The sequence below is a fragment of the Streptomyces sp. NPDC006335 genome, from assembly GCF_040612795.1.
In the GTDB taxonomy this organism is placed as follows: domain Bacteria; phylum Actinomycetota; class Actinomycetes; order Streptomycetales; family Streptomycetaceae; genus Streptomyces.
In genome coordinates this window covers 215142-234126 of the sequence record NZ_JBEXQX010000013.1, presented here as the reverse complement: position 1 = coordinate 234126, position 18985 = coordinate 215142, and the positions used below count along the sequence as shown (strand labels likewise).

17 protein-coding genes and 7 pseudogenes are annotated in these 18985 nt (G+C 69.5%); 10 read left to right on the top strand and 14 right to left on the bottom strand.

Annotated elements, in window-relative coordinates:
* Positions 1-283: 283 nt before the first annotated feature.
* The 3 genes and pseudogenes from ABZ098_RS31355 to ABZ098_RS31345 form a co-directional block, all read right to left on the bottom strand.
* Positions 284-2005 (bottom strand): acyl-CoA dehydrogenase family protein, encoded by a 1722-nt coding sequence (locus ABZ098_RS31355; protein ID WP_356596850.1) that lies wholly within the window; start codon positions 2003-2005, stop codon positions 284-286.
* A gap of 122 nt (positions 2006-2127) precedes the next feature.
* The gene (locus tag ABZ098_RS31350; protein WP_356596848.1) at positions 2128-2703 is read right to left on the bottom strand and encodes a PadR family transcriptional regulator; all 576 of its coding nucleotides are present in this window, start codon (positions 2701-2703) and stop codon (positions 2128-2130) included.
* A gap of 111 nt (positions 2704-2814) precedes the next feature.
* A pseudogene (locus ABZ098_RS31345) lies at positions 2815-3150 on the bottom strand (hypothetical protein); the annotation flags it as partial.
* Between the two features lie 8 nt (positions 3151-3158).
* Between ABZ098_RS31345 and ABZ098_RS31340 the strand changes: the two are divergent.
* The 7 genes and pseudogenes from ABZ098_RS31340 to ABZ098_RS31310 all read left to right on the top strand — a co-directional run.
* A pseudogene (locus ABZ098_RS31340) lies at positions 3159-3497 on the top strand (LuxR C-terminal-related transcriptional regulator); the annotation flags it as partial.
* 220 nt (positions 3498-3717) lie between these two features.
* Positions 3718-4083, top strand: a complete 366-nt coding sequence (locus ABZ098_RS31335) for a MerR family transcriptional regulator (RefSeq protein WP_356596846.1) — start codon at positions 3718-3720, stop codon at positions 4081-4083.
* A gap of 46 nt (positions 4084-4129) precedes the next feature.
* The gene (locus ABZ098_RS31330) at positions 4130-5146 is read left to right on the top strand and encodes an NADPH:quinone oxidoreductase family protein (RefSeq protein WP_356596844.1); all 1017 of its coding nucleotides are present in this window, start codon (positions 4130-4132) and stop codon (positions 5144-5146) included.
* A 277-nt stretch (positions 5147-5423) separates the two neighbouring features.
* Complete coding sequence (locus ABZ098_RS31325) at positions 5424-6410, top strand: TIGR01777 family oxidoreductase (RefSeq protein ID WP_356596903.1); 987 nt, start codon at positions 5424-5426, stop codon at positions 6408-6410.
* Between the two features lie 132 nt (positions 6411-6542).
* On the top strand, positions 6543-7334 hold the full coding sequence (locus tag ABZ098_RS31320) for a helix-turn-helix domain-containing protein (RefSeq protein WP_356596842.1): 792 nt from the start codon (positions 6543-6545) through the stop codon (positions 7332-7334).
* A gap of 87 nt (positions 7335-7421) precedes the next feature.
* Positions 7422-7635: pseudogene (locus tag ABZ098_RS31315) on the top strand (IS5/IS1182 family transposase); the annotation flags it as partial.
* 100 nt (positions 7636-7735) lie between these two features.
* A pseudogene (locus ABZ098_RS31310) lies at positions 7736-7900 on the top strand (IS5/IS1182 family transposase); the annotation flags it as partial.
* 72 nt (positions 7901-7972) lie between these two features.
* Here ABZ098_RS31310 and ABZ098_RS31305 read toward each other — a convergent pair.
* The 3 genes from ABZ098_RS31305 to ABZ098_RS31295 form a co-directional block, all read right to left on the bottom strand.
* On the bottom strand, positions 7973-8143 hold the full coding sequence (locus ABZ098_RS31305) for a hypothetical protein (RefSeq protein WP_037706792.1): 171 nt from the start codon (positions 8141-8143) through the stop codon (positions 7973-7975).
* A gap of 399 nt (positions 8144-8542) precedes the next feature.
* The gene (locus tag ABZ098_RS31300; RefSeq protein WP_356596840.1) at positions 8543-9232 is read right to left on the bottom strand and encodes a hypothetical protein; all 690 of its coding nucleotides are present in this window, start codon (positions 9230-9232) and stop codon (positions 8543-8545) included.
* The gene (locus ABZ098_RS31295) at positions 9225-9842 is read right to left on the bottom strand and encodes a SigE family RNA polymerase sigma factor (protein ID WP_356596838.1); all 618 of its coding nucleotides are present in this window, start codon (positions 9840-9842) and stop codon (positions 9225-9227) included. Before ABZ098_RS31295 ends, ABZ098_RS31300 begins: the two co-directional genes overlap by 8 nt.
* Before the next feature lie 298 nt (positions 9843-10140).
* On the opposite strand from ABZ098_RS31295, the gene ABZ098_RS31290 reads away from it, so the two are divergent.
* Positions 10141-10749: a hypothetical protein gene (locus tag ABZ098_RS31290; RefSeq protein ID WP_356596913.1), complete on the top strand. Its 609-nt coding sequence runs from the start codon at positions 10141-10143 to the stop codon at positions 10747-10749.
* On the opposite strand, the pseudogene ABZ098_RS31285 reads toward ABZ098_RS31290, so the two are convergent.
* The 4 genes and pseudogenes from ABZ098_RS31285 to ABZ098_RS31270 form a co-directional block, all read right to left on the bottom strand.
* Positions 10719-11222, bottom strand: a pseudogene (locus ABZ098_RS31285) (DUF5994 family protein); the annotation flags it as partial. The gene ABZ098_RS31290 and the pseudogene ABZ098_RS31285 overlap by 31 nt on opposite strands.
* 147 nt (positions 11223-11369) lie before the next feature.
* A complete protein-coding gene (locus ABZ098_RS31280; RefSeq protein WP_356596836.1) occupies positions 11370-11717 on the bottom strand; it encodes a hypothetical protein in 348 nt (115 codons plus the stop codon).
* Positions 11718-12074: 357 nt separating this feature from the next.
* On the bottom strand, positions 12075-12623 hold the full coding sequence (locus tag ABZ098_RS31275) for a DUF5994 family protein (protein ID WP_356596834.1): 549 nt from the start codon (positions 12621-12623) through the stop codon (positions 12075-12077).
* A 156-nt stretch (positions 12624-12779) separates the two neighbouring features.
* Complete coding sequence (locus tag ABZ098_RS31270) at positions 12780-13031, bottom strand: hypothetical protein (RefSeq protein WP_356596832.1); 252 nt, start codon at positions 13029-13031, stop codon at positions 12780-12782.
* Positions 13032-13082: 51 nt separating this feature from the next.
* Between ABZ098_RS31270 and ABZ098_RS31265 the strand changes: the two are divergent.
* A pseudogene (locus ABZ098_RS31265) lies at positions 13083-13570 on the top strand (DUF5994 family protein).
* A gap of 985 nt (positions 13571-14555) precedes the next feature.
* Here the strand turns inward: ABZ098_RS31265 and ABZ098_RS31260 are convergent.
* The 3 genes and pseudogenes from ABZ098_RS31260 to ABZ098_RS31250 form a co-directional block, all read right to left on the bottom strand.
* Complete coding sequence (locus ABZ098_RS31260) at positions 14556-14981, bottom strand: DUF5994 family protein (RefSeq protein ID WP_356596830.1); 426 nt, start codon at positions 14979-14981, stop codon at positions 14556-14558.
* A 42-nt stretch (positions 14982-15023) separates the two neighbouring features.
* Positions 15024-15208 (bottom strand): annotated as a pseudogene (locus ABZ098_RS31255) (acyl-CoA desaturase); the annotation flags it as partial.
* A 609-nt stretch (positions 15209-15817) separates the two neighbouring features.
* A complete protein-coding gene (locus tag ABZ098_RS31250) occupies positions 15818-16996 on the bottom strand; it encodes a N(5)-(carboxyethyl)ornithine synthase (RefSeq protein WP_356596828.1) in 1179 nt (392 codons plus the stop codon).
* Positions 16997-17374: 378 nt separating this feature from the next.
* On the opposite strand from ABZ098_RS31250, the gene ABZ098_RS31245 reads away from it, so the two are divergent.
* Complete coding sequence (locus tag ABZ098_RS31245) at positions 17375-17608, top strand: hypothetical protein (RefSeq protein ID WP_356596826.1); 234 nt, start codon at positions 17375-17377, stop codon at positions 17606-17608.
* A gap of 306 nt (positions 17609-17914) precedes the next feature.
* Here the strand turns inward: ABZ098_RS31245 and ABZ098_RS31240 are convergent, their stop codons facing one another.
* Entirely contained in the window at positions 17915-18925 is a 1011-nt protein-coding gene (locus ABZ098_RS31240; RefSeq protein ID WP_356596824.1) for an AsnC family transcriptional regulator, read from the bottom strand.
* Positions 18926-18985 lie beyond the last annotated feature (60 nt).

Genomic DNA, 18985 nt, shown 5'->3' with positions numbered 1-18985 from the left:
GCGGCACCCCTTACGGCGGGTGATGTGTTCCGGGTGGCTGGGACGGCCGGCATCATCCCGTCGTCCAACGGCGGAGCTGCGCGTCCGCCGTCGCGGTGAAGGCCTCTCGCGCGCAGCCTCGCGCCGCCCGTGGCACTGTGCTCGACACCGCGGCCGAGCCCACCGCCGGCGCATGTGAGGTCTCGCGTGTCGTGTGGGCCCCAGCGGCAGGGTGCATGAGGTGGCGGCGGCCGGACCGTGCGGCTCGGCCGCCGCCGGTGAGGATACGGAGTGGCAGGCAGGCCTAAAGGGCCATCTCGTACGCCCCGGACAGGGCCTCGACCTGCTGCCAGACTCGCTCGGTGCGTGCCGGGTCGACGATCGGCCGCCGGACCGCACCCAGCGCCCACTCCTGCTGCTGCCGGGTCGCCGAGTCCTTGCCGTGCAGTTCGACGGCGTGTGCGGAGAAGTCCCGTACGAGGACGGCGAAGAGCTCGTCGAGCACGTCATCATCGAGGCCGGTGAGGCGGGCCTGCTCCAGAACGAGCTGCGCGTGGACGACGAGGGCGAAGAGCTGGCCGATGGCGAGGAGAAGGTCGAGGTCGCGACTCTGTTCGGCATCGGGTGCCGACTCGGCGACGAACTCGCAGAGGGCGTCGGCCTGTTCACGCAGCCGAGCGACGTTGGGCAGGTGTGCGTAGGCCTCGAAGGCGGGCCGCCAGTCGTGGAAGCGCACCGAGCCCAGGCCACGGGCGGGCCCCTGCCGGAACAGGAAGGTGTCGTCGGCGGCGTCGAGGCGGGTCGGTACGTCGGGGTAGTCGGCCGGGTCGAGGAGGTGGCTGCGCATGAACTTCAGGATCAGCGCCAGGTTGACGTGGACCGTGCCCTCCAGCTTCGGCAGACCACGGATCTCCACGGCTGCCTGCGCGAAGTAGTTGTCCTTCTCGAAGCCCTTGGCGGCGATGACGTCCCACATCAGGTCGATGACCTTCTCGCCCTCCGTGGTCACCTTCATCTTCGTCATCGGGTTGAAGAGCAGATAGCGGCGGTCGTCGGGGCCGGCACAGCGGAAGTAGTCGACGGCGCGGTCGCTGAACAGCTTCATCCCGACAAGCCTGACGTACGCGTCGGTGAGCTCGCGCCGCACGTGCGGGAACGCGGTGACGGGGCGGCCGTAGAGGACGCGGTTGTGGGCGTGGGTGACGGCCTCGTACATGGCGTGTTCGCAGATGCCGATCGAGGCGGTGCACAGGTTGAACTTGCCGACGTTGACGGTGTTGAGGGCGGCGTCGAAGGCGGCGCGACCGGTGTGCAGGATGTCCTCGGCCCGGACGGGATAGTCCTCCAGGCGGAACTCGCTGACGAACTTGGAGGAGTCGACGACGTTCTTGACCAGGTGGTAGTTCGGGTGACGGCTGTCGGCCGCGAAGAACACGTAGCCGTCGGGGCCCTCGACGTCGGCGCGGCGGCCGAAGACGGAGACGAGTCCGGCCGCGTTGCCGTTGCCTATGTAGTACTTGGAGCCGGTGGCACGGAAGCCGTCGCCGTCGGGCTCCAGCAGCATGTCGGTCGAGTAGATGTCGGCGCCGTGGGTCTTCTCGGAAAGTCCGAAGGCGAACACCTCGCCCTGGGCGAGGAGTTGGGCGGCGCGGTCGCGGGCGGCGGTGTTGTCGCTCTGCCACACGGGGCCGAGGCCGAGGATGGTCACCTGCCAGGCGTACCAGTAGTCCAGGCCGTAGAAGCCGAGGATCTCGTTGAGCGCGGCGATCCGGGCGGTGTCCCACCGCTTGTCCGCTTCTCCCCGGTCGGCGGCGGAGGACGGCGTCAGGAAGGTGGCGAACAGGTTCTCCTTCGCGGCGAAGGCGAGGAAGTCACCGAGCCACGCGCGGGTGCGGTAGTCCTCGATCAGCTGCCGCTTCCCGCGTTCCTCGAACCAGTCGACGGTGGCGCGCAGCAGGCGGCGCGTCTCGGTATCGAAGTGCGCCGGGTCGTACGTGCGCGGGTTGAAGAGGAGCTGGTCGGCCATGGTGAGGACCCCTTTGGACTGGAGGACGGTGGGGAGAGGGAGAAGTCTGGAGACCGGGGGAGCTGGAGAAGGAGCAGGAGCCGGGACTGTAACCGCGGCGCCGCAGGCGATTGCTCCGACGGTCAGTGGCGGGGAGGGTGGAAGCGCTCGAGCGTGGCGAGCACGTCGTCCAGCCAGGCGATCATCATCTGCTCGTAGGCGATGCCGCCGCGCAGGACGACGTGCTGGAGCTCGCGCTCCGCGTCGAGCGGCGCGTCCGGCAGTGCCGCGTTCGCCCCGGGCGCGGCGAAGTCGCGCTCCTGGCCCGCGAGGTAGTGCGCCAACCGGTCGCGGTGCGCCTGTTGGTGACGTTCCACCTGTTGGACCAGGGCGGCCGGGTCGTCGAAGGCGGCACCGCGGATCTTCACCGCCAGGTCGTGGCGGACGCTCTCCGGCTCGATCGGATCGTGCAGCCAGGAGGACAGCGCGGCGCGGCCGAGATCGGCGACGGAGTATTCCTTCTTGTCCGGTCGGCCGTGCTGCGGGACGTCGCGGGCGTCGACCCAGCCGTCGTTCTCCATGCGCTTGAGTACGCGGTAGATCTGCTGGTGGGTCGCGGTCCAGAAGTAGCCGATGGACCGCTCGAAACGCCGGGCCAGTTCATAGCCGGACCCCGGCTTCTCCAGGAGCGACACCAGGATCGCGTGTTCGAGCGCCATGCCGATGATCGTGCTATGCAACTCGTTGCATAGCAAGTCTCGACCCCTTTGATGCGACGCGGGTCACCCTGAGCGGGCTCCCGCCGACGTCACGGCGGCGGCCTCGGTTGATCAGCGGCTGTCGTCCGGGCGGTAGACGCTGAGGTCGCCGTGGGCCGACAGAACGCCGGCCAGGTCACCGGGTCGGTGCCGCAGCGTGGTGTCCAGGAAGGCGAGAGTGGTCGCGGCGACGATGTGCACGCTCTCGGTGCGGCCGAGGGAACCGACTAGCGAGGGCACCGGCGGCAGGTACAGGGGGCCGTCCATGAAAGTGAGGTGGGCGGCGCCGGGGATGGTGAGCCGGTAGCTCGTCGCGGTGCTGAGCTTGAGGACCTCGGTGAGACGAGGCAGGTAGCGCGGGTCGGTCTCCGGGCCGATGGCCTGGGTGAGCGCCAGCGTGGGCTGGTGGTAGGAGGCCCGAGGAACTGCTCACCGCGATACGCAGTGTGGCCGCGGGCGACGCGGTGGTCTCCCCTCGGATCACCCGCCGCCTGCTGGAAAACCTCCGCCCGCACATCCCCGACGGCAGCAGCGCCCACCGCGACGAGCGGCTGAGACGGCTCAGCCTCCGTGGGCGCGAGGTACTCGTCCAGGTGGGCCGCGGCCTGTCCAACGCCGAGATCGCGGCCGCCCTGTACCTCGCGGAGGCGACCGTGAAGTCCCATCCGGGGCGGATCCTGCACAGGCTCGAACTCCGCGACCGGGTACAGGCCGTGATCTTCGCTTACGAGAGCCGCCTCGTCCACCTGGCGTGACACCGCCGCCCGGAGCCGACGGCGAAGTCGCACAGCCGGCCCCGCACCGACGACGGTCGGTAGGAGTCCGCGGCCTCTGATTGGTGGTCGATGGACACGGTGTCCACGGGGCGGTTCAAGGTCAGGCGGTCGAGGCCTTGGCGGTGGACCAGAGCAGGTCTTCAACTCGTCGCAGGTGAGCGCCGGAAGGTCGCGGCGCTCTCCAGCGTTGTCCCTGGGCATGAAGATCGGTGAGGCTTCCAAGGCCAGCGGTGTGAGTGCGAGATCGTTGCGGCACTACGAGGACGAGGGTTTGATCGTCCCCGGCCGTTTCAGCAATGGGTTCCGTGACTACTGCCAGTCCACGATCGACCGGGTACTCGTCATCCGCACGCTCCTGGAGTCCGGGCTGCCTGTCCGGTTGATCAAGGAGCTCCTGCCCCTCCTCACCGGCGGTTCCGATGCCGGCACCGACGCGGTGTGCGCGGAGTTCCTGCGCGAGGTGCGGAGCTATCGTGATCGGCTCGCTGCTCGCATCGCGGTTCTCAGCGATCAGCAGGCGGCACTGGACAACTACCTGCGCGAGGCCCGCCGTTCCGATCTCTGACCGCCGCTTGACCTTGACGTAAGTGTCAGACTTCTACGTTCGCCGCATGGAGATGAACGAGCAGCGGAACACACCTGAGCACACGATGCGAGCACTGGTCCAGACGTCGCACGGGGGACCGCGGGAACTGACCCTCACCACCGATCAGCCTCGCCCCAGCCCGGGGTCCGGCGAGTACCTGGTCCGTGTGGGCGCTGCCGGGGTCAACTTCGCCGACGTCATGCAGACGCGTGGGACATACGGGGGAGGACCTCAGGCCCCCTATGTCGCGGGCTTCGAGGCCGCCGGTCAGATCGTGGGTGTCGGCCCGGATGTCGAGAGTCCCCTGCCGATCGGCACTCACGTCGTCGGAGCCGGCGCGGGGGCCTTCGCGCAGTACATGACGATGCCGGCTGAGGGTGTGCTTCGGGTGCCGTCCGGCTGGAGCGATGCCGCCGCCCTCGGCATGGTGTTGAACTGGGCCACGGCTCTGGCAGCGCTGAAGCCGTTGGGCAACGTCAAAAGGGGTGAGATCGTGCTCGTCCATGCGGCCGCCGGGGGCGTGGGGCAGGCTGCCGTTCGCCTCGCCCGTCACTACGGTGCGCGCGTGATCGCCACAGCGTCACCGGCAAAGCACCACACCGTCGAAGCCCTCGGCGCAGACGAGGTCCTGGACAGCCGAAGTCCCGATCTTGCTGAGGAGATCACCCGCCTGACTGGTGGTGTCGACCTGGTCCTGGAGTCAGTGGGGCAGGCCACGTTCAACACCAGCCTGTCGGTCACCAAACCCTTCACCGGACGCATCGTCGTCTTCGGCGCCGCTTCCGGCGACGCCTCCCTGACCACACACGACCTGGTCTTCACCCACCAGGTTCAGATCAAGGGTCTGCACATCGGTGCGCTGGCGGTTAAGGCCCCGTCCGTCTACCAGTCGTTGCTCGTCGAGATCGAGGCGCTCATCGCCCACGACGTGTACCCGCCCGGCACCCCCCAGGTCCATCCTCTGACCGAGGGGGCGATGCTGCTGCGGCAACTCGAAGCGGGCCAGACCCAGGGCAAGCTCGCCCTCGGCCCCTGGCGTTAGGAACGCCCGAACGCTCGAACGACCGAACGCCCGTGCTTCCGTCCTCGTCCACGGCGACCGTCCGTCACTTGCCCGCGCGGCCCGCGTTGGCGATCGTCGCGATCGTCGGGGCGGTGGCGGCGGTGGCGGTGGCGGCGGTGGAGGCGGCGGTGGCGGCGTCGGCTCACCAACTCCACGTGCTGGGCGAGCAGCCTTGTTGGCTGGAACCTGGGTCTCTTTGTTGAACGCGTTCAAAAATAGGGGTTACGCTGATGCCGAGCGAAGCCGAGGGGGTTCGATGAAGGTAGTGCTGCCCGGGGGAACCGGACAGGTGGGAACGATTCTCGATCGGGCGCTGACGGCGGCCGGCCACGATGTCACGGTGGTGACCCGACGTCCGGAAAGGGCGCACGACATCGGATGGGACGGGGCCACGCTCGACCGCTGGGCCGCGGCGATCGATGGCTGCGATGTCGTGATCAATCTGGCGGGGCGCAGCGTGTCCTGCCGTTACAGCGCCGAGAACCTGCAAGCCATGATGGACTCCCGGGTGGATTCGGCGCGGGTGGTCGGCGAGGCGATCGCCGCCGCCGCGCGGCCACCGCGGGTGTGGCTGCAGATGAGCACGGCCACGGTCTACGCCCACCGCTTCGACGCGGCGCACGACGAGGCGACCGGCGTGATCGGAGGCTCGGAGACCGGGGTGCCGGATTACTGGGCTTACAGCGTCGAGATCGCGAAGAACTGGGAGCGGGCGCAAGCCGAGGCGCACACTCCCGCGACCCGCAAGGTGGCGCTGCGCTCGGCCATGGTCATGAGCCCGGACCGGGGCGGTGTGTTCGACGTACTGTCGCGACTGGTGCGACTCGGACTGGGCGGTCCGGTGGCCGGCGGCGCGCAGTACGTCTCCTGGATCCATGACGAGGACTTCGTGCGGGCCGTGGAGTTCCTGATCGACGGGGACGACCTCGAGGGGCCGGTGAACCTTGCCGCGCCCGGCCCCCTCCCGCACCGTGACTTCATGCGGGCGTTGCGCACGGCCTGGGGCGTCCCCGTGGGGTTGCCGGCGACACGCTGGATGGCCGAGGTGGGGGCGTTCGCACTGCGCTCGGACACGGAGTTGCTGCTCAAGAGCCGTCGAGTGGTGCCGGGTCGGCTGCGTGCGGCCGGGTTCACCTTCGCGTACTCCGAGTGGGAGAAGGCCGCTGCCTCTCTCGTACAGAGGGCTCGGCTGGCTCGTGGGGCATCGAGTCGAGCCCGTGAAGCGAGCAGCGAGGCCGTGTAGACGCCACACGAAGTGGACCGGAGCGGCATTTTTGACGTAGGCCGAGACTGGGAGAGCCGGCTCGTCCGGTAGCCCGGCTAGTCCTGTAACCCGGCTCTGCTGGTCACTGGGTTCGGATCATGACGATCACGTATGAGTGGCGAGGCGACGTCGACAACTCAGCTCTCAACGAGTTGCATGCCGAAGGGTTCGATCATCCGGTCGGGCAGACGGACTGGCGATCAAGGCTGCAACGTCACAGCCTTGGATGGGTCTGCGCTTGGGAAGATGATCGTTTGGTCGGCTTCGTCAACGTCGCCTGGGACGGCGGAGCCCAACCCGCCCGCCGAGCTGATCGAGGCGGTGCGCGCGGCCCACACCGCCGGTGCCCGCGTGGCCTGCACGGGCGCCTTCATCCTGGGCGCGGCGGGGCTGCTCGACGGCAGGCGCGCCACCACACACTGGGGGCACACCCGGGAACTCGCCCGGCGCCACCCGGCGGCCACCGTAGATCCGGACGTCCTCTACGTCGACGACGGCGACGTCCTCACCTCGGCGGGCAAGGCCGCCGCCATGGACCTGTGCCTGCACCTGGTCCGCCTGGACCACGGCTCGGCCAACGCCAACAAGATCGCCCGGCGTCTCGTCGTCCCACCCCATCGCGACGGCGGCCAGGCCCAGTTCATCGCCCCCCTCCCGGCCCCGGCCCGTATGAGCTCACGCCATCTCGGCCGCCACTTCAAGCACCTCACCGGCACCACGCCTCTGCAATGGCTCCACACCCAGCGCATTCGTCACGCCCAGGAACTGCTGGAGACCACCGACGCCACGGTGGACACCATCGCCGCGGCCACCGGCATGGGCACCGCCACGACCCTGCGCCGCCACTTCCACCGCAGCGTCGGTGTTCCACCGGACACCTACCGCCGTACCTTCCGTTCCTGACCAAGAGGTGGTCGCTCCTTGGTCCTGCCGTGGGGGAGAAGGGGGCGCCGCCGTGGGTCGTGCCGGACGAACTCCGGTCGCTCCTCGACGTGTTGGCGGCGTCTGGCCGCGTGGAATGAGGCCGGTGTGTGGGACGACTGCACCTGGTGCTGCTGAAGAAGCTGCGGTCCGCGAAGAAGCTGGACTGGTCGCGGGCGGTGATCGACTCGTCCCACGTCCGGGCGGTCCGGCACGGCCCACAAGCGGACCCAGCTCGGTCGACCGCGCACGCCCGGGCAGCAAGCACCACGTCCTCACCGACGGGTAGGCGTCTTGCAGTTGCTGCCCCTGCTCGAACACAAACCAGTGCCTGTCGTGGCACCGCTGCATCCGTGCGGTCATCGCCGGACGAAACCCAACTCCACGGCTCCGGTCCGGGCATCTTCCGGTATGACCTCGAAAGGACGATCGCCTGGCGCCATGGCCTCCGCAGGCCTCGGATCCGATGGGAGCGACGCGACGACCTCCATGAAGCCGTCCTCGGTCTCGCCACCTGCACGATCACGTCCCGAGAAGGTGATAGTTAGACCATTGTCAGGAGAGACATGCCTGTGGCTCCGGAAGTATCCGGAGCCACAGGCATGTTGCTGCTTGGCGGGTTACCAGCGATACCAACGTCCCTTGCGCCCGCCTGCGTCGGCGGAGCGCATGACGAAGCCGAGCAGCCAGACGACCAGCACGATGACGGCGAGCCACCACAGTGCCTTCAGCGCGAAACCCGCGCCGAACAGGAGCAGAGCCAGCAGAAGAACGACAAGCAGGGGAACCATAGTTATCAACCTCCGTCGCTCCTCGTGCCCGCCATACGGAAGAACACACGGTCGATTTCCCTGGTTTCTCCACGGATCTTGCGGGAACTGGACACAGTTTTCTCCATGGCGCCACCTCACCGAGAGTCGGTGCGGGCTGTCGGTCCAGTCGAATTCCACGCAGAGCGGCCGCAGGCGCAGTACGGGCGGTGACGGGCAACCAGTACGGGTTCAGCAGCCGGCTCAGGAAAACCACGCCACCACCTCGCAGCCCGTTCCGCCCCGTGCCCATTCCCTGCCGGAGTTGAGGAGTTGGGGGGCGGGGCGGACGCTGCCGGGGATCGGGGATGCGTGCCGTTCGGTCGCGGACATGCCGGCGCCAGCGCCTTCGCCCACTGTCGTGGCGCGGGCATGGGGTGGTCAGGGCCGGACGAGGCAGTCACCCCAGAGTGCGGCCAGCCGTGCGGGGATCTGGGGGATGGCGGCGCAGCCCTGGGGATCGCGCGGGAACCCGTCACCGGCTACGTAGGTCCACGCGCTGCCCTTGGCCCTGGTGAAGTACTTCTCCGCGCCCCCCTCGTCCTGGAGCTGGACCAGCTCGTTCTCGGTGGCGTCGGCCGTCGGTGTGAAGGAGGTGCCTGCGTAGAAAACGCCGTCGCATTCGCCGTAGTAAAAGGTGCCCCTGACCGGGGCGATGTGCACCAGCTCCGGCTGCGATCGCAGGTACGCCTGGGTGACCGCGTCCTTGACCTCTTGTGGCACGACCAGGGAACGGCACGGCGGTGAAGGGTTCGACGGGTGAGTGGCCGCCGAGTTGTCCGGCGCCGTGCTGGGGGTCCTGGAAGTCATGGCCGGCTGGTCCGTGGACGTGGCCGGTGTGGTCGGGCTCACGACCGCCTCGGGCGCGGCCTGGCGGGAATGACCGGTGACGGCGATGGCACCTCCGCCCACCGCGGCCACCAGGGCAACGGCCAGTGCGGCTGTGGCCGTCCGGTGACGGCGCCGCAGCTCGTCGCCGCGAGTGCGGACCATTGCGGCGGGCCGGGCGCTGGTCCGCGCGGCAAACTCCTCGGATCCTGCCTGGAGGATGGCCTCGAAGTCCTCAGTCATGGTGGTGCACCTCCTGGTCGGCGGAGCCGAAGCCGTCGGTTGCGACAGCGCGAACGATGCCGGGTGCCGAGACCGCCGGCCGCAAACCGGGCGGGCCGGCGGTACCGCCCGGGGTGTCGCCTGGGATGTCGGACAGATGGAGCGCCATCGACTGGCGCCCGCGCGACAGCCGGGCCTTGACCGTTCCCGGCGCGACTTCGGTCTCCCGTGCAGTCTCCTCGACGGACAACCCGACCAAGTGGTGCAGCACGATCGCCCGCCGTTGCTCGTAGGGGATGCGCCGCAACGCCGCGACGATCGCCACGTAGTCAGGGCTGACAGCGGGAATCGTGTCGGGTACGCCATGTCGGCGGTGGGCCGTGATCCGGTTGACCGCCTTCCGCCAGATGCTCACCCGGATACGGCAGGCCACCGAACGCACCCAGGCCACCGGGTCCGCGTAGCCCGATACTTTCTCCCAGTTCTGCCAGGCCCGGGCGAAGGCCTCCTGCACCAGGTCCTCGGCCTCGGGGAGACTGCCGGTCATCGCGTACATCTGGCTTGTCAGCCGACGCACATTGCTGGAGTAGAAATCGTCGAAGGCGCGTACATCGCGCATTGCCCCCTCCACATCAATGATTCGAGGGGTTGTGCCCTCACCGTCTCGTCACGCCCGAGGAGGGTGGCAGGTTGCACGGCTCCCGCACTCTGTCTGCCGCTGTACTCCTGGCCCCAGCACAGGTTCCCATCACGAGATGGCCGCCTTGTCCGGGCCCCGGCCGGGGCCCCCGCATCCCCCGGTATGCCTTCGTCTCCTGACGGGTGGGGCGCCAGCGCAAAAGGCGTGCGCGGCGGAGACAAGGGCGACGTGGCGATGTCAGCCGCCCCAGGTTCGACCCGCTTTCGGCAAGGGGCGGTCCAGTTCCGCAATGACGCAGCGGCACCCGTTGGTGCCGCTGGCGATCGCAACCCGCGAGCTCGGCCACGAGGCCCTGCCCCTCGATCAGGCGCACGACATCGCGTCAGAGCAATTCGCGCTCGCCTTCGGCTCGTTGCTGCCACGCCGCATCTCCGCCGACCTCAAGCCGATCATCGCCGACCGCAAGCCCGACCTGATCGTGCAGGAGGTGGGCAACCCGGCGCAGGACTGGCCGCGAACCTCGGCGCCGACGCGTCCGAACCGGATACTCGGCCACCCGTACCTCGACATCTGTCCGCCGTCGGTGCGGGACCCGGAGTTCATGGCCGGCCCCGTGCGGCGGATCGAGCTGCGGCCGGTGCCGTTCTCCGAGCCCGGCGTGCTGCCGTCGTGGGTCACCGAACACCACGAACCGCTGGTGTACCTGACGTTGGGCACGGCGACCGCCGAGGCGGGCGTGCTGCGTGCCGCGATCGAGGGTCCGGCGACGCTGAACGCGTGGGTGGTGGTGGCCGCCGGTCCGATGGTGCGGTGGACGCGCTCGGCGAGGTGCCCGACAACGTCGTGGCGGCCGTGGGTGTCGCAGGCCCATGCCTCGTCCGGGTCCAGTTGCTCGTAGGTCGCGGTGACGCCGTGCCGGGTCTCGTCAGCGGCGATGAGCGCGCTCGCGGTCAGGGGCGGGTCGTCGTGGTCGGACGCGGCAGCCATCAGCCGGGCCGCCGGCTCCGCTTCGGTTTCGGGGAGGATGACCAGCACGTCTCAGCGGCCGGTGCCGTAGGAGAGCAGCAGCAGCCTGTGCGGGTCGAGTTTAGGGGTGAACCAGCCGACCTTGACGATGTGGCCGTCCACGGGAACCTGGCTCGGGATGAAGGGCCAGTACTTCGGGTTGACGGCGATGCGTGTGATGCGGCCCCACAAGGGGTCCAACACGTTTGTCAGCGCGGGCAGTTCGCTCAGCAGATCCCGGGAGCGGGGCCACCAGGCACCGTCGAGGAGTCCACGGGGGGCGCCGTCCGTCTTCAGGGCGAGACGCGCGGCCGGGGTTTTGACGGGCTCGGGGTGCGGCAGGGTTGGGGGCAAGGTCGCCGACATGATGCGGACCCGTCTCCGGGCCGCCTCTGCGGCGGCCCGGGTTTCATCTTTCGCCGGGGACGACCCGGCGTGGAAGCCGGTGTGTGAAATGCCCTCGGTACTGCCGACACTGCTCCGCGCCCGGCCGCGACGCGGAGTAGTGGATCCCTAGATGTTGAGCAGTCTCTGGGTGATCTCCCGGTACTGCCTCAGCGCGTGCCTGAGTTCGTCGGACTGCGCGTCGGGCTTCTGGTCCTGCCAGCCGGCGCGCAGGAGACGCCGTCGTTCCGCGAGGGCGTTCACGAGCTGTGTGGTGGCTTCGTCGTAGGCGCTCTCGGCCTCGTCCAGCGCCTCGAGCGGGGTGTCGGCGAAGGTGTTGAGGGCGTGCCGGAGGCGGTGGACGATCTTGTCCTTTTCGTCCGACGGGAGCAGCGGCTCCGGGCTCGGGCTGCGACGTCCGGCCGTGCCTGGAGTCTGGTCGGCCGGCTGCCGGGCGCGTGTCTGGTCGTACATCATCGGGGGCCACTTCCGTTCCGCCTGAAAGCGTTCGTGGTCTTCTCCGCGGCCTGTTTCAGGCTTCCGGAGACGCGGTCGTTCCTGCCTCGGCGTTGCGGTCGCCTGTTGCGGGTGACTCGGCCGAGCTCTTGCGTGATCCTGCCCTTCATCGTCTGCGCCTGGTTCCTGATGCTCCGTGCAACGGTCATGGCGGGCCCTGCTGTTGTCCGGTGGGGGGTTCTCGCGGGGACCGGGTGAGGCGGAATCCCGGAGTGCTTCGCCGTGTGTTCCGCAGGTGCATGGCCCGGCACCCGGCGGCCTTTCCGCGTCCCGCGCCGGTCCGTGTCAACGCGGTGCCCACGCGTCCGGGCCTCCTCGTCACGGCCGGGGCGGCGGCGCATACGACCGCATCTCCGCCGCCGGCTGGTCGGGCCGTCCGGTGTCGGTGTCGGCCGATGAGGGGGTGTCGACCAGTTCCGCCGTCAGGAGAGCGGTCGCGGTCGACTGCGCGGTGGTGCTCGCGCTCGCGGCGGCCATCAGCCGGGCGGCCGACGGGGCGCTGACCTCCGGAGGTATCACCAGGAGGTCCCAGCGGCCCGACGTTCCGGACAGCAGCAGGATCTTGTGCGGGTCCAGTTCCGTGGTGAACCAACCGACCTTGACCACATGGCCGTTGACGAAGATTCGTTGCGGGATGATCGGCCAGTGGCGGGGGTTGACGGCGATACGGGTGATTCGCCCCCACAGAGGGTCGAGTATGTCGGCCAGCGCCGGCAGTTCGTCACTCAGGTCACGGGAGCGGGGCCACCAGGCGCCGTCCAGCTCGACCTGCCCCGGGGAGGGGCCCACGGATTTGAGGGCGAGGCGTGCGGAGGGCGCCCTGAAGGGCACGGTGCGCGGCGAGGGATGGTGGGTGATCGCGGACATCGTGTGAACCCGTCTCCGAACCCCTGCGCGTGAGCAGTCGCCCGGTGCCGTTGCTCACCAGGAACGACACCGGTATCGGGGCCGGTGCGCGAAGTGCTCCCGATGGGTTCACGCTACTCCCCGAACAGGCCGAACGGACCGCTACCGGAGATCCGCTCACTTCCGGCCGGTGTCCTTGCCCGAGGATCGGCTGGTCTCCAGCCAGGACCGCGCCGGTTCTGCCGCGCTGGTGGTGTCCACGATGAGCTCGAGGCGGGTCCCTCCCTCGGCGTCCGCGGGGTAGCTGCGCTGTTCTGTGGTGGCGAAGCAGTGACGGAGTACCTCCGCGACCTGGCGGGCGACGTCGGGGGAGGCGGCGACGATACGTACGTCGGCGTGTCCGTCGGGGGGAGTTTCCTGGGGCTGCATGACGACCTCGTTGTTCCCGCATAGGATCCGTGGACTGGATCTTCCACCCTACTGCGGCCCGACTCCGGTTCTCCGCGTGTGACCAGGCTCTTGCCGGACGCCGTCCACCAGGCGGTGCAGCCGCGGACGGCGGTCGTACGGCTGCGGACCACGCATGACCGGCGGGGCGTTCTCGACGGGGCGTGGTGGCCGTGCTCGCGTGACAGCGCAGCCGAGTTTCCCGCCCTGGTCTCCGCACTGATCGAGTACCTCGGGCCGCTCACGCGCGTCGGCCTGGACGCCGGAGCCCGGGACGCGCTGCCGACGCGACTGCTGGTCGACGACCGCGTCGTCGGCATCGACTCCTACCCGATCGGCGACGACACCGTCCTCGTCACCAGGGGCGATCAGGACTACTTCACCCTCCTCGTCATCCCGCCGCACGCGACGCCCGAGGCGGCACGCCCGCGATGGCCGAAGCCGTCCGCGCCGACAACATCACGCGAGCCGAACAGATCCTCATGGACACCGGTACCGACCGGGGAGCCCCCAGGATTTGACGCCGGTCAGTCGAGGCGGCAGTGGACCGGCGAGCTCGCGAAGACGGTGGCGGGCAGCCATTGCAGTCCCCGGAGCAGGCGCCCCGGCCGGTCCGGATCCGGACGGGCTCCCAGGGGATCCGTCTGGCACTCACCTGTCTGCGCTGACAATGAGCATCCACTCCGCGAGTGCGGCCTCGCGGGATTCGTTCCGTGACGTGCTCGTGGGACCGGGTGCCACCCGGTCCCACGACTGAAGGAGGCGATTCACGGTTCAGCTGAACCGTGAGGCCCACAGTCCGGGTTCCGCGAACCCACACCTGCAAACAGTTTCGGGGCAATCAAGGCGCCTGCACCGGCCCGGTTCACTGGAACGCGCGGCCCGGTCTGCGCGAGTCGCCGACGCGTGCACGCACCGTGGAAGGACCAGCAACGAGCCCACCCTGGTGAGCGACACGGTCACGTCAACGCGGCAACACGCGCTCGCGCGACCATCGTCAGTCGCACGAGCACGTCGGCCCGTGGCTCTGTTCCGAACCGCGAAGCCGATGCCCGGGTTCCACGGTTTCGGCGGCCCAGACCCTCCGCCCTCGACGGCGCGGAGACGCACCCCTGCGGAAAACTGCACGACGGTCAGTAAGCGGACGTTCGAATCCTTGGGTCTGGGGCAGGTGCCCCAGGGCGGACCGGAGCCGTCTCCCGCGGGGGGAGCCGCTTGTGGCCCCGGCCCCAGTCCTCATGGCCGTCTTGCGTCGGGGCTGAGTCCCGCTCGCCCCAAACGGCCCTCGGGACCGTTCCGCGACGGCTCGCCTCGGAGGAAAGGGCGCGAATCCGCGCGCAGGCCGACGCCGTCTTCGCCAACCCCAGGGTGGCGGTCATTCCCTTTTACCGTCCCAGTTGTCGGGCTGGTGCACCCGCCCGTCGACAAACTGTCGTGTACAGCATCGGCCTCGCTGTCCATGATGGGACAGCGCAGTCCCCACCGGACCGTGCCCGGACCACGAGATCAACATCGAGGCTTCTGCACAGCTTCTCGCGCCTGACCGATCGCCCCGGCCGCCATGAGCGGTTCCGCGGCCTCCTCGGGCGTGTCCGGTGGCACGACCATCAGGTCCCAGCGTCCTTGGCCCGGCGCGAGAAGGACGATGGTGTGCGCGGCAGATGCTGTGAGGGTCCGGTGCAGCTGAACGACCTGGTTGGAGACGAGGATCCGGCCGGGCACCGCGGACCAGGTCGCCCCGTTGACCGTGACGCTGGTGATATGGCCCCACGCGCGCGGCAACCCGGCGAGCAGCCGGGGGAGTTCGGCGAGCAGGTCGTACGAACGGGGCCACCACGCTCCATCGATGGGGCGTGGCATGCCGCCGCGCGGGGCCAGGCGCAGGCGCAGGAGGGGATGGGAGGGAAGCGGGGGTTGTAGTGCCGTGGTCATGAGATCTCCTGCCAACTGCTGTACATGGACGAATGGTCGATGTCAGGCGCGGTGGACGGCGGCGCGGACCGGACTCGGCCGACGCACGTCGTGCGTCCAGCCGAGGCTCTCGAGGAGGCGGACGACGGCTGCCGATCGTCGAGCCGACCGCGGTCGACGCCGTGGCGGGCGCTGGTGGGGTCGGCGTGGTGGCGGTTGTGCCGGCTCTCGCCGAACGAGACCAGGGCGAAGGCGAGGAGGCACAACGCTGGGAAGGGGGACGCCCCTGTCGTAGACCTGGGCAAGCGGGACGGTGGCCGACGGTGTGACCGTCGTAGACGTGGTCGGTCTGAGCGGCGTACGTGACTGCTCGGCCTGGATGCGGATGGCGCGGCGGGGCTCACGGGCTGCACTGTGAGGATGGGTGGTGTGCTGCGGAAGAGAGGTGGGCCGGTGGACCCGAGCACGAGGCGACGGCGCGGGCCGGTGCCAGTTCCGGCATACGGAAAACCCTCGTCCTGTCCACCGTACTCCTGCCCGTGTCACAACCGCGTCTGTTCGCAAGCGGCATCGCGTTGACGCGGGCCGAAACACCGGACGTCGACCGGCTGCACGCCTGAGAGCTGTGGCGCTCCGCGAATCCGGCACGACGCACAGGAAGCGCCGCTGGACGATGAACGGCCAGACCCGGTCCCGACAGTCGGCGGATCAGCTCTGCGGCGCCACAGGACGCGAGCCCGGATCCGGCATCCCCTTCCGTCGGACGAGCCGGATTCGAGCTACTCCGCAAGGCCCCCGCCGCGCGGCGGCTCGGGACAGGGGCCGGAGGACGGCTGAACTCCGGATGCCCCGCCCCGCTACGGCCGTGACGTCGTCCGGGTCTCCTCGTGGGCGTGCGGGTACTCCGCGGTGCGGTGCTGGAAGGCGAGCACCTTGGGGTTTTGGACGACGCCACGGCGGATTTCGATGGCGTGCCGGATCGTGTCGTCGGAGTCCCAGCCGTCGGGACCCTGGAGCACGACGTCCAGATACGGCAGGAGGGCCTCGCTGTTCTCCCAGGTCGCGGAGTTCCACAGGTAGGAGGGGCTGTGGTCCACCGCGTAGTACCTGACGTGGTCGCCGACGGTGAACATCGGGTCGGTGAAGGTGGTGGGCCGAGCCCAGTCGAAGCCCATGCCCTCGTCGCAGGAGACGTCGATGACCAGGGTGCCGGGGGCCAGCTTGGGCAGGTCTTCCTCTATCAAAAACATCAGCGGCGCGTCGGTGTCCTGCAGCACGCAGTTGACGATGATGTCGTGCCCGGCGAGGAACTCGGCCAGCGGCAGCGGGCCGTCCTCGGTGAGGGCGACACTGCGTCGCGGGTCGAGGGTGTCGTCGGCCTTGTCATGGTCGAAGTGGACGATCCGCGCGGAGTGGATGGGGGAGCTGACGGCGGTGACGCCACGCGCGGTGAGCACGTCGACGTCGTGCACGCCCAGGGCGCTGAGCGCGGTCACCGCGCCGCGGGCGGTCGCGCCGAAGCCGATGACGACCGCGCGCTGCCGCCGCCCGTAGTCGCCCGTCACGCCGGTCAGTTGCATGGCGTGCAGGACCGAGGAGTACCCGGCCAGCTCGTTGTTCTTGTGGAAGACGTGCAGGTTGAAGGCGCCGCTGCGGGTCCAGTGGTTCATCGCTTCGAAGGCGATCAGGGTCAGCTGCCGGTCGATGGCCGTCTGGGTGAGCCTTTCGTCCTGGACGCAGTGCGGCCAGCCCCACAGGACCTGGCCCTCGCGCAGTTCCGCCAGGTCTTCGTGGAGTGGTTTGGCCAGCAGGATGACATCGCAGTCGGCGATGAGTTCCTCGCGGGTGCGAAAGCCGGCGACGAGCGGGGCGAGCCGGCTGTCCGGCACGCCGAAATGTTCTCCGTAGTTCTCCTGGAGGTAGATGCGCTCGCGGAGACCGGCGTCGATGCGGTCGAAATGAGCGGGGTGAACGGGCAGACGATGCTCGTTTTCCTTGCGGGTCTGCGACATGATTCCGAGCGTGAGCTGCTGCAAAATGCCCCTTTGGTTACTCCCTGTGTAGCACACCGGAGCAAGTCGGCAGCCGGTCGCGAGCGGGGCCAGGGCAGGCACACGGGCAGGAGCCGGGTCCGGGCGCCAGGCGCGTGGCGGTCCTGCGCGCTTCCGAGTGGCGGCTGCCGTCTCTGCGGCGATCGGGGCGCACGGTGCGGGTCAGCTCCGTCGGTGCGGCCTCGATCGACGCTCGGGCGGGCCGACCTGAAGGCGCTACGGCCCGATGACAGACGGCACTCCCATGAGAACGCGTGCCGGAGGACGCCAGGCACCGTGCAGATGAGAAGGCCGATGGGGCTGTCCCACTGATCTCCCGTCCCGCCGAGCCCGCCGACGCATACGGTGGCACCGACGTGCGCGATGTCTCCCCCCGGCTGGCAGCCCGACAACTTCGAGAACAACGTCGAGGCCGGGGTCAAGCCCGGCGACGTGGCCGTCAGAGGGACGTCGACGGCGCCGGCGTTCTGCTCGATGCGCTCGGCGCTGCGGGCGCCGGGGATCGGCGGGACCGACCTCGCCACGACCGACGAGACCCTGCCGCACGACGGCTTCGGCGCCCGCTACTCCGAGGACCACGCGCCCGTCTCGATCTGAATCCGCGCCAGGACTTGAGCCGCCCTTCCGGACGGACACCGCGGGACCCTCCCCCGAGGGCACCGGCAGCCGGCTCGCGATGGACAACGCCATCTGTGACCAGGTGCTGCGGCAAGCCTTCTAGCGACCCGACGGTCATTCGACAGCGGGGTCGACATCTCAAGTGCCCTCTCGGCCATGGGCCGCAGGCAGAAGCTCCTCGTTCCCCTGCCGATGGCCACCCGGAAGATCACTCGCTTGCCCTCCACCATGATCGGAGGCCAACGGGGCGGTCGAGGCCGAGTGCCGCGGGTCGTCCGGCGCGCGTCAGCGGCGTCGCACGGGCGGCTTGCCGATGGCCGGGAGCGGTCCGGCCATCTTGATCGTGCGTAACACGGGCGCCGTCTCCAGGGTGCGGATCGCCTTCAGGCTGCCAAGGCGTTCGGTGAGGTAGCGGTGCAGCGCCGCAGGGTCGGGGCACAGGGCGAGAGCGGTGAGATTGTGGGGGCCCGTGACGGCGGCCACGAAGGCCAGCTCGGGGTGCCGGGCCAGGGTACTGGCGACCTGGTCGAGTTGGGCGGGGGCGACGCTCATCCACAGGAGTGCCTGCATGGTGCCGCCCAGCAGGGTGGAGTCGAGTTCGACGTCGAAGAACAGCTGGCCGCTCGCCCGCAGTTGTTCCAGCCGGCGCGCGACGGTGGCGGGCGACCAGCCGGTGGCCGCGCCAAGGCTGCTCAGGCTCGCCCGACCGTCACGCTGGAGGGCAGTGAGCAGATCGGAATCGGCCGGGCCAAGGGCCGCCCGCACCCCAGGAGCCGCGGTGACGGACGCCGCCTCAGCTACGGCGGTGCGCAATCGTCGCTGCTGCGCGGCGTCGAGGGCCTGTTGATGGCCGGACCAGGCGGTGCGTCCACCCAGGTAGGTGTGCAGCACGCAATGTGCGGAGACCGCGGTGACCCCGGCCGTGCGCGGGATGTCGTGCAACAGCAGCGCGTGCCCGGCGGGCCCGTCGGCGGTGGAGGTGTGCACGATCGCGACGATCTCGGTGCCGCCCGAAGCGAGCTTGACCCAGGAGGTGTCGGCGCGGCGGGCCAGCGCGTCGGCGAGGTCCTGGGCGGCGCGCGGCCCCGTGGTCAGTCGCAGCAGCCACTGGGTGCGGTCGTTGCGCTGCGCCTCGGCCAGGCCGACCACCCGCAGCGCAGCGTCTGCGCACAGCCGCCGGTAGCGGCGGGAGACCGTCTGCGCCGAGACGTCGAGGACTTCGGCGATCGCGCTGAACGGCGCCCGCCCGTCGATGCGCAGGGCGTGGATGAGACCACGGTCGATGTCGTCCAGCATGTGAAAATCATGCACCACGGACATTCCGATGGAATGATTCAGCAATCCAGCCGCTCAAAG